This window comes from Haladaptatus sp. DJG-WS-42 (assembly GCF_037198285.1).
Taxonomy (GTDB): domain Archaea; phylum Halobacteriota; class Halobacteria; order Halobacteriales; family Halococcaceae; genus QDMS2.
The window spans coordinates 605,723-618,510 of the sequence record NZ_CP147243.1 but is presented as its reverse complement, the minus strand read 5'-3'; the positions used below and the strand labels follow the sequence as shown (position 1 = coordinate 618,510).

The window sequence follows — 12,788 nt, the reverse complement described above, 5'->3', positions numbered from 1 at the left end:
TTACATGGCCGTGTACGGCCGACGCACCCTTCGTAACCTGTTCGACGATTCGCCCACGCCGCACATCGCACACCCCCCTCGCACTCACCATCGCCATTTTTACGTAGCGACGGATGGGTCGTACCGGGAGTCCGGTGGCGGGTTGGGCGTCGTCATTGAAACGCACGACGGTGAACGCGTGGCCCGGCTTTCAGTGCCGGATTCGCCACCCGATAACAACGTCGCAGAGTACCGGGCGTTACATCTCGGGCTCGACGTACTCGCCGCACGCGCGCCGCGAACCGCGCGCGTTGGCGTCCTCATCGATCATGAGAACCTCGCGGCAAACGTGAACACGGCGACCATTCTGGCCCAGGACACAGACTGGCTGCCCCACCATCAGTTCACGATTCCCGCCAGCGCAGAACATCACTGGCGCGGGATTCGCGCCCGTATTTGTGGGTTTGCGGAGCTTCGGGCTGCACAGATTTCCTCTGGAGAGAACCCCGCTCATTCGCTTGCGAACGCACCAGACCAGTACAGTCACGTCAACCGCGAGCGGGCGCGCTGTGTGCTCCCCCAACCGTTCGACGTGCCACAGTCACCGAACGAGACGGGTGTGCCGCCGCCGTCGCGCGCAGACCGTCACGCGGGAGACTGACGGATGAACTACACAGCCGACCTCGAAGCAGAGCGCACTCGCAAAGACGAATTTTTCAAGAATCATCCACACTCGCCGATTCCGTACGACCAGCGCGAGGGCTTTCGGGGGCTCATCTACTACGAACCGAACCCCGGCTTGCGGTTCGTCGTGCCCCTCCACGAACACGAGGAGAAAGCAGAACTCCTCCTCGATACGAGCACCGAGGGCGTTCGCCAGTATCTCCGGTGGGGCGAGTTCCGCGTCGAAATCGACGACGAGGACGTCGTGATTCAGGCCTACCGAACCGACGAACACGAATCACGGCTGTTCATCCCGTTTCGCGACCGGACGAGCGGCAACGAGACGTACGGGGCGGGTCGCTATCTCGACTTAGAAGGCGAAGACCGCGACGGCGACGAGTGGATTCTCGATTTCAACTTCGCGTACAACCCGTACTGCGCATACTCCGAGGCGTACGAGTGTCCGTTACCGCCGGGTGAAAACTGGTTGCAAGTGGCGGTGAACGCCGGCGAAAAGAGCTACGAACCGAATTAGTTGTTCTCTTGGGCGTCCACGACTGCAACGGACGCAAGGTTCACGATGTCCTTGACTTCGTCGCCGCGCTGGAGGACGTGGACGGGTTTGTCCATGCCCACGAGCATTGGCCCGATTGCCTCTGCGCCGCCGAGGCGCTGAAGGAGTTTGTACGCGATGTTCCCCGCCTCCAGATTCGGGAACACGAGCACGTTCGCCGATTTCTTCAGGTCAGAGAACTCGTAGGTGCCATCGAGAATGCTCTTGACGACGGCGGTGTCTGCCTGCATTTCACCATCGACCGGGAAGTCTACGGCCGGGTCAGCCCGCAGCGTGCGGGCGGCGCGCCGAACTTTCGCGGTTCCTTCGTTGTCCACGGAGCCAAAGTTCGAGTAGGAGAGCAACGCGGCGCGTGGCTCGACGTTGAACCGACGGGCGAGCGTCGCGGTATGTTTCGTAATCTCTGCGAGCACTTCTTCGGTCGGGTCGAGATTGACCGTCGTGTCCACGCAGAAGATGACGCGGTTTTTGAAGGTGAGCATGTACACCCCCGCGGCGTAGTTTGCGTCTTCTGCCGTCCCGATGACCTGCAGCGGCGGGCGCAGGGCCGAGGGATAGTGGTGGGTCAGGCCGGTGAGCATCGCGTCTGCATCGCCCATCTCCACGAGGACGCTGCCGAGGTAGTTGCCGTCGGTGATGAGTTCGTCAGCCTCGCGGCGGGTGACGCCTTTGCGCCGCCGAAGTTCGTAGAGGCGGTCTGCGTAGGCGTCTAAGTTGCTCTGGTCTGGGTCCACGATTTCCGGCTCGAATTCGAGGCCGAGACGCTGGGAGGTCTCCCAGATGCGGTCGCGGTCGCCGATGAGAATTGGCTCTGCGATGCCCTGTTCGACGAGTTGGTAGGCTGCGCGCACCATCTTCTCGTCGTCGCCTTCTGCGAGCACGACGCGCTTTGGGTCGAGCTTTGCTTTGTTGAGGACGACACGCATCATCTCGCGGGATTTCCCGAGGCGCGCTTCGAGCTTTTCGACGTAGTGGTCGATGTCGAGTTCGATGCGCGAGGCGTCCGAGTCGATGGCCGCCTTCGCAACGGCGGGGGCGACCTCGAACAACACACGCGGGTCGACTGGCTTCGGAATGATGTAATCAGGGCCGAACTGAATCGGCTGATCACCGTAGGCTTTCACGACGGCGTCCGGCACGTCTTGGCGGGCGAGGCGGGCAAGCGCCTTCGCGGCGGCAATCTTCATCTCTTCGTTGATCTCGCTTGCGCGCACGTCGAGCGCGCCACGGAAGATGAACGGGAAGCCGAGGACGTTGTTCACCTGATTCGGGTAGTCAGAGCGCCCGGTTGCCATGATGACCATGTCGTCGCGGGCGGCTTTGGCGTCCTCGTAGGTGATTTCGGGGTCGGGGTTCGCCATCGCGAAGATGATGGGGTCTGATGCCATCGACTTGACCATCTCTTGGTTCACGATACCGCCGATAGAGAGGCCCGCAAAGACGTCTGCGCCTTCCATCGCGTCTGCGAGGCCGCCTTCCGGCACGTCGCGGGCGAACTGCTGTTTGTACTCGTTTACGTCGCCTTCCTCCGCGCGCTGTTTCGTGATGATGCCCGAGGAGTCACACATCGTGATGTTCTCCTTTTTCGCGCCGAGCGAGACGTAGAATCGGGCGGTTGCGATGGCGCTTGCCCCAGCACCCGAGAACACGATGTTGAGCGAGTCTAAGTCCTTGTCAACGACGTCTGACGCGTTGAGGAGGGCGGCCCCGGAGATGATGGCGGTGCCGTGTTGGTCGTCGTGGAACACGGGGATATTCATCTCCTCTCGAAGTCGCTCTTCGATGGTGAAACACTCGGGCGCCTTGATGTCCTCTAAGTTGATGCCCCCGAACGTCGGCTCCATGGCCTTCACCGAGGCGATGATGGCTTCTGGGTCGTCTAAGTCGAGTTCGATGTCGAACACGTCGATGTCGGCGAAACGTTTGAACAGGACGCCTTTTCCTTCCATGACGGGTTTCGAGGCCTGTGCGCCGATATCGCCGAGGCCGAGCACCGCAGAGCCGTTCGAGATGACGCCGACCATGTTGCCTTTCGCGGTGTAGGTGTAGGCGTCGTCCGGATTTTTCTCGATTTCGAGACACGGCGCGGCCACCCCCGGCGAGTACGCCAGACTCAGGTCGCGCTGGGTGTTCGTTGGTTTTGTCGTCGAAATTTCGATTTTACCGGGCGGGTCGCGCTTGTGGTATGCGAGAGAATCTTCATCAAGTCCCATGGGTGTACTCCCACAGGGTTCCGTAAAAAGATATGCGAAGTCACAATTCGACACGCGTCGAAAATCCGCAATTCTCCGGCAACTATTACCGGCCGTCGTCTACCGATTCATCTGTGTCTTCATCCGAGTCTTCGCGCAGTTCGCTGCCCATCTCATCCTCGCCTTCGCCATCTGCGCGCACCGCCCGGCGTTGGTCGGGAATGAGGTCAAAGTCTGGGGCCGAGTCACCGAGGACGAACAGCGCGTAGTAGCGGAAGAACGTCGCCACCGGGACTTGCACGAACAGCGCGTAGATGAGCAAGAGCAGGCCAATCGGGATGGCGAGTACGACGAGGAAGGCGATGACGGCGGTCGTCAACCCGCCCGCGCCAGCGGACAGCGCAACGCCCAGTAGGAACCCGATACCGAGGATTGGCACGAATACGACCGCGAGGGCAATCGCCACGAGAATGCCTGCGGCGAGACCAAGCAACCAGCGAAGCACGACGTAGAGGCCGTACTGTCGCCACTGCTCGCGGAGAATCGGCCAGAAACGACGCCAGCCAGCGAGGACGCCGAGATCTTCGCGCATCATCACGGGCACGACGAAGTCGGTGGTCAGGCTGAGTGTGATGCTGAGTAAGAGTGCGACGATGAACAGGAAGGGCAACAAGAGGAGCAACAGCAGTGGCGTGAACGCGAAGACGAAGACGGCGACGACGCCGAAAATTGGCGCGAGGATAAGCAAGAACAGGAGGAAACTGAACACGAACAGGCGCACCCCCTTACCGAACCACCGGCCGAACGGCGCACGAATGTGTACTTCCTCGCTGCGCACTGCGTCTACGAACACGAACTGGAAGACGGCGCTCACGATGGCGAACAGCAGTCCGATGAGGAGCAAGACGGCGACCACGATGAGTATAAGCGCAGCGAGATTTGCTGGCTCTTGAATGGGCGGAAAGTCGCTCGGCGTGTCGCCCGACGGCACCGAGAAGTTGGCCCCACCGCCGCCACCGCCGACACCGCCGATGAAAAAGACGATGATGGCGAGTTTCAGCCACTTACGGAGGTCGAACGGAAGGAGGAATTGCCGCGTCGCGGTCAACGCATCCTCGATGTCATCAATAGCATACCACGACATGTCAACTAGAACATGCGACGGCCACGGGTAAGAAGGTACCCTCTCAGACGGGAACAACCCAACTCGGACACATCTAAATACCATCGGGCCCGAGTTCCGACCAATGAACCTCCGTTACCGGCACCTCGCCGCCGTAACCGCGGGGCTGACGTACATCCTCATCCTGCTCGGTGTGTACACGAGCCTGATGGGCGCAGGAGCATCGTGCAACTTAGAGTGGCCGCTCTGTTCTGGAGGCTTCCTCCCGCAGACGGCGGCTGGCTGGATTGAGTGGACCCACCGCCTCGTTGCGATGATAACCGGCTTCTTCATTCTCGGAACGACCTACGGCGCGTGGAAACACGACCGAGACCCACGCCTGAAGAAGGCCACGGCAATCGCTGCCGTGTTCCTCCCAACCCAGATTCTGCTCGGTGCGGTCACCGTGAAGGGGTACATCTGGTTCGGGAGCATCCAGCACCTCGTCGTGCTTGCCCACCACGCGACGGCCATGATTATCTTCGCGGCAACGGTTGCCACGACGGCGTGGGCGTATTCGGCCGCGCAGCGTGAGACGGCGACGTCCCTGTCTCACAGTTCCACGCCTGCGGACGACTAACACATGACGAAACGTTATTACGGTTGACGAATCCTTTTTATCGCATGGATCGCACATTCAGCAGTGACATAGACCGCCGCTCCTACCTGAAGCTCGTCGGAGCCGGTGGCGCAGTCGGAATGATGGGAACCGCAGGCTGCCTCGGTGGCGGCGACGGCGGTGAAGGCGAAACGACCACGACCGAAGGCGACGACACCGAAACTGAAGACGGTGGCAACGGCGACATGGAAGTCACCGAAATCGTCCCCGGTACCGCGCCCGGCTTCGCGCCGTTCGAGTTCAAAGAGGGCGACGAACTCGTCGGCTTCGACATCGACCTGACTACGGCAGTCGTCGAGAACATGGACGGCTACGAACTCGGCGAGTGGAAGGAGTTCGAGTTCTCCTCGCTCATTCCGGCGCTCACGAGCGAGAACATCGACCTCATCGCCGCGGCGATGACGATTAACGACGAACGCAAGCAGACCATCTCGTTTTCTGACCCCTACTACGAGGCAGACCAGTCCGTGCTCGTCCGCGCAGACGGCGAGTTTGCGCCGGGTTCGCTCGACGACCTGAACGGCCACCCGGTCGGGGCACAGAAAGGGACGACGGGCGAGTCCATCGTCCAAGAGCAGGTTCCGGACGCGACCTACCGCGCCTACGACAACTACGTCCTCGCCGTGCGCGACCTTGAGAACGGCAACGTCGATGCCGTCGTGCTCGACAAGCCGGTCGCCGAAAACTTCGCCTCACAGAACGCCGTCGAAGTCGCGTTCATCGAAGAGACCGGCGAACAGTACGGCCTCGGTGTCCGCCAGGACTCTGAGTTCATAGACGCGCTCAACGAGGGCCTCGCCGCCGTCCAAGAAGACGGCACGTACGAGGAAATCGTTAACAAGTGGTTCGGCCAAGAATAAGCGCATAAATGACCCTCTCAGCCCCAATCTTACAGGCGAGTGACTGGGCGTTCATCGCAGAGAACGCCGAATTTCTCGTAGCCGGGCTGTGGGTCACGATTAAACTCACGCTCGCGAGCATCCTGCTCGGCTTCCTCCTTGGATTTCCAGCAGGCGCAATCGAAGTGTACGGACGCGGCCCCGTAAAGTGGGCCGTCGAGACGACGGGGGTCGTCATCCGCGGCATCCCAATCGTCGTCATTCTCGTGTACATTGCCTTCGTACTCTCGGTGACCAACGACCCGTTCTGGGCGGCAACGCTCGGCCTCGGGCTTCGTGGTGGCGCATACCAATCACAGGTGTTCCGTGGCGCCTTCCAGAGCGTCTCGAGCGGGCAGATGGAAGCCGCCCGCGCGATTGGCCTCACGCGATTGCAGGCGATTCGCCACGTGAGCGTGCCACAGGCGCTTCGACGCAGTGTGCCGGGGTTTCAAAACGAGTTCACCATTGTGCTGAAAGACACGAGTGTGGCGCTCGTCGTCGGCCTCTCTGAGTTGCTCACGAGAGGGAACGACCTCTACTTACAGCCACGGGGCGGGTCTGCCGTCCTCGAAGTGTTCTTGCTCATCAGCGCCATCTACTTCGTGCTCACATTCGTGACCAACCGCAGCCTCGACTTACTCAACGATTACTATGCTATTCCCGGAGGAAATGACACATGACTGACCCGCTGCTCCGCGTCGAGAACGTCGCAAAATCCTACGGCGCAGAAGAGGTGCTCCACGACATCAGTTTCGAGATGGAACCCGGTGACGTAGAGGTACTCATCGGCCCCTCTGGCAGCGGGAAGTCGACGATGCTTCGTTGCGTGAACCGCCTCACCGAAATCGATGCAGGTGCCATCTACCTCGATGGCGAGAACGTCACGGCCCCAAGCTACGACGTAAACGACCTGCGACGCGAGGTCGGCATGGTGTTTCAGGACTTCAACCTGTTTGCCCACCTCAAAGCCCGCGAGAACATCACGCTCGGATTGCGAAAGGTTCGTGGCATGGACAAAGCCGAGGCGAACGAGCGAGCGATGGAACACTTAGAACAGGTCGGCCTCGCAGACCAAGCAGACTCCTACCCCGCAGAGCTGTCAGGCGGGCAAAAACAGCGCGTTGGCATCGCCCGCGCGCTTGCGATGGACCCGAAGCTCATGCTGTTCGACGAGCCGACGAGCGCGCTCGACCCTGAACTCATCGGCGAAGTGCTTTCCGTGATGCGCAAACTCGCAGACGATGGCATGACGATGCTGGTCGTCACCCACGAGATGAGCTTCGCCCGAGAAGTCGCCTCCGGCATCTCGTTTCTCGCAGACGGGTCGCTCGTCGAACGCGGCCCGCCTGAACAACTGTTCCAGAACCCACAACACGACCGGACGCGACAGTTCTTGAGCCGCCTTTCGACCACGGAGAATCACGGATGAGCGACGCTCCCAGTCGAGACAGACGGGCGCTTCTCAGGCGAGTTGGCACCGCTGCTGGCCTTTTTGTTGGCGTGCTCTTCTGGGGCTGGCTCATCGTCCGGTGGGTGAACGCATGGCTACTTTCGGGTGTGACCGGCATTGGGCCGAACGAGCCGTTCGTTTCTCCGACGCTCTTTGGCGGCATCGCCGAGTCACTCACCGCAACCGCGTCCCTCCTCGGGCCGCTCGGCGGGCCGGTAAATCTGCTCGGCGAGCTGTTCCTCTACGCCGCACAGACGCCGGAGGGGCTTCCACAGCTCGCGGGAGCCGTCTGGCTCACCATCGTCCTCACCGTGCTCGGCCTCGGGCTTGGCCTCATCATCGCCATCCCGCTCTCGGTCGCGCGGGTGTACGGTGGCACGGCTTCGCGGAGCATCGCGCTTGGCTATATCGAACTCATCCGCGGGACGCCATTGCTCGCCCAACTGTTCGTGTTGCACTTCGGGACGGGACTCTCCTCGTTCATCCGCGAGTTCCCCGGCGTTGGCCAGAGTATCATCCCAGACCAGTTCGTCTGGGTGGCCATCATCGGCTTCACCATCAACAGCGCGGCGTATCAGGCAGAGTACATCCGCTCTGCGTTGTTGTCCGTCGAAGATGGACAGCTCACCGCCGCGCGCGCCGTGGGTCTCTCGAAGCTTGAGGCGATTCGTTACGTCGTGCTCCCACAGGGACTGCGCTATGCGATTCCCGGCTGGTCGAACGAGTTCGTCTACCTCATCAAGTACTCCTCGCTCGCGGCGTTCATCACCGTCCCCGAACTGTTTTTCACCTCGCAGGAACTCGCCACAGTGGGCTATCAGATAACCGTGGTGTACACCCTCGCCGCGCTCATCTATCTGGCGCTCGTGCTCTCCGCGTCGAAGCTCATGAACCGCGTCGAACAGGCCGTCGCCATCCCCGGTCTCGGACACGTAACTGGCAGAACTCACTGACGGTCCACTTTTTTCGAACCTCAGCAAACCGCGCTACATGAAGTCGCCGAGTCCCGACTGGGAATCGCCGCTTTCCGTCTCTTCTTCCGGCTCAGCTTCTTCTTCGTCGTCGCTCGTTTCTGACTCGTCAGCCTCGTCGTCACCCTCCATCGACGTGCGGTGTGCACCCTCGAACGCGCCGCCAGAGTGCTCGACGGCCGCTTTTTCTTTCAACTCGTCTGCATCTTCGACGATGCCCTGTACCTTGTTCGTGTCCTTGCCGCTACCCGTGAGAAACGAGAGATGGTCTGCGTCTAGGTCGTAGCGCGCGGCCACGGCCACCGTCAGGTCGCGATTCTTGCAATGATAGGTCATCCCGGCGAGATACGGCAAGATGTCGCGGCGGGCGGTTCCCATCGACACACCGCTCGACTCGGCGATTTTCTGAGCGATGTAATCGCGCTTGTTCCGCGTAGACTTCGAGCGGCCGAGTTTCGACCAGTAGCTCGGCGGCCCGTAGCGCGTCCACCCGCCCTTCGTACCGTTGCGAGAGGCGGCGACACCCGCGGTCATGTTGTCGCCCGCATACCGCCAGTAGGAGTAGTTCTGGGTTTTGCGCACCCGGCCGAGCCAGATGTCTGCCTTCCCGAGATGGTCGTAGGCGTCTGCCAACTCTTCGCCCACGAAGTCTTTGGGCATGTTGTCCTCGATCCAGTTGATGAGGTCGTCGGGCGTCTCGTCTACGTCGTAGGATTGTTTGAGCGCCTCCTCTGCGCCCAACTTCTTGATGACGTCATCGAGGTAGTCGAAGATGCCCGTCGAGCGGTCGCGCTCGCCCGTGATGATCTTGTCCGCGGTCAACCGGTCGGTCGACTCGGCGAGTGCCTGTAAGTCGTTGACCGCGCCGCGAAGGTCGCCCTTGTTGGCCTCCGCGATTTTCTCTAAGGCATCCTCTTCGTACTCGACGCCCTCCTTCCGGCAGAGGTCGCGGAGCACGGGGACGATAGAGCGCATCCGCACGTCGCGGAACTCGATTGCCTCACACGCATTTCGCAGCGAGTTCGACATGTCGTAGAACTCGTTTGCGATGAGCACCATCGGCTGGCTCGCTTCCTTCACGAGCCGTGTGAGCGCCCGCGAGCCGCCGCGGTCTGCGTTGCCGTGGATATTGTCCGCCTCGTCTAAGATGATGAGCCGTCGCTCCGCCGCGCCCGTTTGCGTGAGCGTGCCGCTTTTGGCCGCCTCGCCAGCCACCCGCTCGATGACGCTCGCCGTGCGCTGGTCTGAGGCGTTGAGTTCGATAGTATTCCAGCCAAAATCGTTCGCCAGCGCGTGGACGGCGGACGTTTTGCCGACGCCGGGACTGCCGTGGACGATGGCGGCTTTCCGGTGTGAATCCCAGCCCTGCGCCCACTCTTTGAGGGCGGTGCGGGCCTTGTCGTTGCCGCGTACCTCCGCCAGCGTCGTCGGGCGGTACTTCTCCGTCCAATCCATTGGCACACGGTAGGCGCGAGCGGTGTTTAGTGGTTGCGGAGCCGTCGTGATACGTGGGACTTTCTGTGCGCCCTTCGTAGCGCTCTCTATGCCTGACCTCACAGACACCGTCGCCCTCGTCACTGGCGCAAGTCGGGGCGTTGGCCGCGGTATCGCCCGCGAACTCGGCGCGGCGGGCGCGACCGTCTACGTTACCGGACGAAGCGTCGTGGGAGATGCGACCGAAGACCTGCCCGGAACCGTGACGGAGACGGCCACGCTCGTGGACGAAGCGGGCGGCACCGGCATCGCGGTTCGTTGTGACCACGCGGCCGATGCGGATGTCGAAGCGCTGTTCGCACAAATCGAACGCGACCACGGCCGCCTTGACCTGCTCGTGAACAACGTCTGGGGCGGGTACGAGCAGTACGGAGACACCTTCGACGCCCCGTTCTGGGAGCAGTCACTCGACCGCTGGGACAGAATGTTCGACGTGGGCGCTCGCGCTCATTTCTCGGCCAGTCGCCTCGCCGCACCGATAGTGCGAGACCAGGGCCACGGCCTCATCGTCGGCATCTCGTCCGGCGACGGCGAGAAGTTCCGTGGCAGTACGCCATATGACGTGGCGAAAACTGCGGTCGATAGGCTCGGGAAGGCCATGGCTCACGAACTTCGCGCTGATGAAATTTCATCGCTCATCCTCTACCCCGGTTTCACCCGAACCGAGCGTGTGGTACAGGCGTTTGAGGAGATGGGCGAGGAGCCGCCCGAGGAAACTCATTCGCCCGAGTACGTCGGCCGCGCGGTCGTGGCGCTTGCGGCAGACGAAGACGTGTTTGAGAAAACGGGTGGCATCTTCGCGGTTGGCGACCTCGCCCGCGAGTACGACTTTACGGATACCGATGGAAGCCAGCCGCCGCGATTCGAACTCGACACCGAGGAATTGTAAGTTCGGGTGAGTGGACTCAACAACACCTTTTTCGCACTACCCCGCGCCTCTCAGCATATGTTCCCCGAGGAATTCGAGACCGACCGCCTGCGCTACGAGCAGGTCTCACTCGACACGCTCGACCCTCTCTCAGTCTATCCCTATCACTCGTCTGAGGACGGTATCGAGGAGGCAACGCAGTACATGTCGTGGCGTCCCCACCAGACGCTCAAAGACACGTGGAATTTCGTCAAGCAAGTCGGTGAATCAGCCGAAGCCGGAAACGGCGCAGTCTATGCCATCTACCCGAAAGACGGTGAGCAGGGCGCAGGCGAGTTCGCGGGTACGACCGGCCTGCACTGCGATTGGGACAAGCACACCGCCCGCTTTGGCATCTGGCTCAGAAAGAAGTTCTGGGGCCGGGGCTATTCGGGCGAACGGGCGGCCAAACTCATGGAACTCGCCTTCGAGCGACTTGACTTGGAACTCGTCGCCGTCGAACACGCCGTCGAAAACGAGCAGTCGAAACGTGCCATCGAGAAGTACGTCGAGGCCCACGGTGGCCGCCTCGACGGCATCATCCGCAACCACATCGTCTTAGACGACGAGCCACACGACGCGCTTCGCTACACCATCTCACAGGACGAGTGGGAGTCGAGTAAATGAGCCATCTCTTTCCCGAACAAATCGAGACCGAACGGCTCGTCCTCCGGCGACTCTCGATGGACAATCTCTCCGTGCGCGAGTTCTACGACATCTGCAAGCCGTCACCCGAGATGGAGGCGGTCACGAAGTACATGCCGTGGAAGCCACACGCGACGATGAAACCGACCCGCGAGTTCATGGCACGCCGTGAGAAGCTGTGGAACGACGGCGAGGAAGCCGCGTACTTCATCCTCCCACGAGAGGGTGAAGATGGCGCGGGCCAATTTGCGGGCACTGCCACGCTCCACTGTGACTGGGAACGCCGCGTTGGCGGCCTCGGAACGTGGCTCAGAAAGGACTACTGGGGGCGGGGCTACTCGGGAGAGCGCGCCGCCGCGCTCATGCAACTCGCCTTTGACAGACTTGATTTGGCGTACGTCAAAGTCACCCACCACACCGAGAACGACAAATCGAAGCGCGCCGTCGAGAAGTACGTTGAGGCCCACGGCGGCAGGCGAGACGCCACGCTCAGAAACTGGTTGCCCTACGAAGACCACGTCTCAGACCAAGTGTACTACTCGGTGAGCCAGTCGCAGTGGCGCGAGGCCGTGGAGGGCAGAAAGAAGGCCGAGTATACAGAGGTCATCGACCATGCCGAGTAGTCTGTTCCCCGAACTCGTCGAAAGTGAGCGGCTGCGCTACGAACCGCTCTACGAGGTTGTAGCTGCGCTCGACCTGTACGAATACCACCGAACCGGCGAGCTGGACGCTGTGATGCAACCGCTCGGCGAGAAACCCCACGCCACGCCAAAGAAGTCGATGGACGAGGTCGAAGCGGCGAAAAAGGGGTGGGAGTCCGGGTCGCGGGCGACCTACGCCATCACGCGACGTGAGGACGACGAGTTCGTCGGCGTCGCCGAACTGTGGATGGAGTGGGAGAAACGCGTGACGTCGTTCGGGACGTGGATTCGAGAGCCGTTCTGGGGCCGTGGCTATTCCGGCGAACGCGCTGGTGTGATGCTCGCCATCGCCTTTGACCACCTCAACCTCGACTACGTGAACGTCGGCCACGAACCCGACAATGAACAGTCGAAACGCGCAATCAGGAAGTACGTCGAGGCATACGGCGGCCAGCAGGACGCCACGCTCAGAAACTGGCTGCCACCCGGTGATGCTGGTGGGCCGCGCGATTTAGACACGTACAGCATCTCCCAGGCCCAATGGCGCGAGAACGTCACCGACGGAGCGCGCGAGACGATTCGGCTAGTCAAATAGCCAGAATATTCATAT

The 12,788-nt window shown here is 61.4% G+C and carries 14 protein-coding genes; 11 read left to right on the top strand and 3 right to left on the bottom strand.

From position 1 onward, the window contains the following. Nucleotides 1–4 precede the first annotated feature (4 nt). Both V5N47_RS03395 and V5N47_RS03390 read left to right on the top strand, forming a co-directional pair. On the top strand, nt 5–640 hold the full coding sequence (locus tag V5N47_RS03395) for a ribonuclease H (RefSeq protein ID WP_338729445.1): 636 nt from the start codon (nt 5–7) through the stop codon (nt 638–640). Between the two features lie 3 nt (nt 641–643). Then, nucleotides 644–1,177 (top strand): DUF1684 domain-containing protein, encoded by a 534-nt coding sequence (locus tag V5N47_RS03390; RefSeq protein ID WP_338729444.1) that lies wholly within the window; start codon nt 644–646, stop codon nt 1,175–1,177. Here V5N47_RS03390 and V5N47_RS03385 read toward each other — a convergent pair. Further along, a complete protein-coding gene (locus V5N47_RS03385) occupies nt 1,174–3,429 on the bottom strand; it encodes an NADP-dependent malic enzyme (protein WP_338729443.1) in 2,256 nt (751 codons plus the stop codon). The two genes, V5N47_RS03390 and V5N47_RS03385, sit on opposite strands and share 4 nt — an antisense overlap. Nucleotides 3,430–3,514: 85 nt before the next feature. Beyond that, on the bottom strand, nt 3,515–4,552 hold the full coding sequence (locus tag V5N47_RS03380) for a hypothetical protein (protein ID WP_338729442.1): 1,038 nt from the start codon (nt 4,550–4,552) through the stop codon (nt 3,515–3,517). A gap of 103 nt (nt 4,553–4,655) precedes the next feature. Here V5N47_RS03380 and V5N47_RS03375 point away from each other — a divergent pair, with 103 nt between their 5' ends. Genes V5N47_RS03375 through V5N47_RS03355 form a run of 5 tightly spaced genes read left to right on the top strand, consistent with a single transcriptional unit; the run spans nt 4,656 to nt 8,473 of the window. Further along, on the top strand, nt 4,656–5,150 hold the full coding sequence (locus V5N47_RS03375) for a COX15/CtaA family protein (protein ID WP_338729441.1): 495 nt from the start codon (nt 4,656–4,658) through the stop codon (nt 5,148–5,150). Between the two features lie 44 nt (nt 5,151–5,194). Next, nucleotides 5,195–6,049: a basic amino acid ABC transporter substrate-binding protein gene (locus tag V5N47_RS03370; protein ID WP_338729440.1), complete on the top strand. Its 855-nt coding sequence runs from the start codon at nt 5,195–5,197 to the stop codon at nt 6,047–6,049. An 8-nt stretch (nt 6,050–6,057) separates the two neighbouring features. Next, on the top strand, nt 6,058–6,750 hold the full coding sequence (locus V5N47_RS03365) for an amino acid ABC transporter permease (RefSeq protein ID WP_338729439.1): 693 nt from the start codon (nt 6,058–6,060) through the stop codon (nt 6,748–6,750). Further along, complete coding sequence (locus V5N47_RS03360; protein ID WP_338729438.1) at nt 6,747–7,499, top strand: amino acid ABC transporter ATP-binding protein; 753 nt, start codon at nt 6,747–6,749, stop codon at nt 7,497–7,499. Before V5N47_RS03365 ends, V5N47_RS03360 begins: the two co-directional genes overlap by 4 nt. Further along, on the top strand, nt 7,496–8,473 hold the full coding sequence (locus V5N47_RS03355) for an amino acid ABC transporter permease (RefSeq protein ID WP_338729437.1): 978 nt from the start codon (nt 7,496–7,498) through the stop codon (nt 8,471–8,473). Before V5N47_RS03360 ends, V5N47_RS03355 begins: the two co-directional genes overlap by 4 nt. Before the next feature lie 33 nt (nt 8,474–8,506). Here V5N47_RS03355 and V5N47_RS03350 read toward each other — a convergent pair whose 3' ends face one another. After that, complete coding sequence (locus tag V5N47_RS03350; RefSeq protein ID WP_338729436.1) at nt 8,507–9,946, bottom strand: replication factor C large subunit; 1,440 nt, start codon at nt 9,944–9,946, stop codon at nt 8,507–8,509. Nucleotides 9,947–10,034: 88 nt separating this feature from the next. On the opposite strand from V5N47_RS03350, the gene V5N47_RS03345 reads away from it, so the two are divergent. Genes V5N47_RS03345 through V5N47_RS03330 form a run of 4 tightly spaced genes read left to right on the top strand, consistent with a single transcriptional unit; the run spans nt 10,035 to nt 12,773 of the window. Next, nucleotides 10,035–10,874 (top strand): SDR family NAD(P)-dependent oxidoreductase, encoded by an 840-nt coding sequence (locus tag V5N47_RS03345; RefSeq protein ID WP_338729435.1) that lies wholly within the window; start codon nt 10,035–10,037, stop codon nt 10,872–10,874. A gap of 57 nt (nt 10,875–10,931) precedes the next feature. Beyond that, nucleotides 10,932–11,519: a GNAT family protein gene (locus V5N47_RS03340; RefSeq protein ID WP_338729434.1), complete on the top strand. Its 588-nt coding sequence runs from the start codon at nt 10,932–10,934 to the stop codon at nt 11,517–11,519. Then, complete coding sequence (locus V5N47_RS03335) at nt 11,516–12,160, top strand: GNAT family protein (RefSeq protein ID WP_338729433.1); 645 nt, start codon at nt 11,516–11,518, stop codon at nt 12,158–12,160. The genes V5N47_RS03340 and V5N47_RS03335 overlap by 4 nt, the downstream gene beginning before the upstream one ends. Continuing rightward, nucleotides 12,150–12,773 carry a GNAT family protein gene (locus tag V5N47_RS03330; protein ID WP_338729432.1) on the top strand — a complete coding sequence of 208 codons (624 nt, stop codon included), beginning with the start codon at nt 12,150–12,152 and terminating at the stop codon, nt 12,771–12,773. Before V5N47_RS03335 ends, V5N47_RS03330 begins: the two co-directional genes overlap by 11 nt. Nucleotides 12,774–12,788 lie beyond the last annotated feature (15 nt).

Coding starts and splice junctions, on each gene's coding strand:
- V5N47_RS03395 (WP_338729445.1), top strand. CDS start 5: ATGGCCGTGTACGGCCGACGCACCCTTCGTAACCTGTTCGACGATTCG.
- V5N47_RS03390 (WP_338729444.1), top strand. CDS start 644: ATGAACTACACAGCCGACCTCGAAGCAGAGCGCACTCGCAAAGACGAA.
- V5N47_RS03385 (WP_338729443.1), bottom strand. CDS start 3,429: ATGGGACTTGATGAAGATTCTCTCGCATACCACAAGCGCGACCCGCCC.
- V5N47_RS03380 (WP_338729442.1), bottom strand. CDS start 4,552: ATGTCGTGGTATGCTATTGATGACATCGAGGATGCGTTGACCGCGACG.
- V5N47_RS03375 (WP_338729441.1), top strand. CDS start 4,656: ATGAACCTCCGTTACCGGCACCTCGCCGCCGTAACCGCGGGGCTGACG.
- V5N47_RS03370 (WP_338729440.1), top strand. CDS start 5,195: ATGGATCGCACATTCAGCAGTGACATAGACCGCCGCTCCTACCTGAAG.
- V5N47_RS03365 (WP_338729439.1), top strand. CDS start 6,058: ATGACCCTCTCAGCCCCAATCTTACAGGCGAGTGACTGGGCGTTCATC.
- V5N47_RS03360 (WP_338729438.1), top strand. CDS start 6,747: ATGACTGACCCGCTGCTCCGCGTCGAGAACGTCGCAAAATCCTACGGC.
- V5N47_RS03355 (WP_338729437.1), top strand. CDS start 7,496: ATGAGCGACGCTCCCAGTCGAGACAGACGGGCGCTTCTCAGGCGAGTT.
- V5N47_RS03350 (WP_338729436.1), bottom strand. CDS start 9,946: ATGGATTGGACGGAGAAGTACCGCCCGACGACGCTGGCGGAGGTACGC.
- V5N47_RS03345 (WP_338729435.1), top strand. CDS start 10,035: ATGCCTGACCTCACAGACACCGTCGCCCTCGTCACTGGCGCAAGTCGG.
- V5N47_RS03340 (WP_338729434.1), top strand. CDS start 10,932: ATGTTCCCCGAGGAATTCGAGACCGACCGCCTGCGCTACGAGCAGGTC.
- V5N47_RS03335 (WP_338729433.1), top strand. CDS start 11,516: ATGAGCCATCTCTTTCCCGAACAAATCGAGACCGAACGGCTCGTCCTC.
- V5N47_RS03330 (WP_338729432.1), top strand. CDS start 12,150: ATGCCGAGTAGTCTGTTCCCCGAACTCGTCGAAAGTGAGCGGCTGCGC.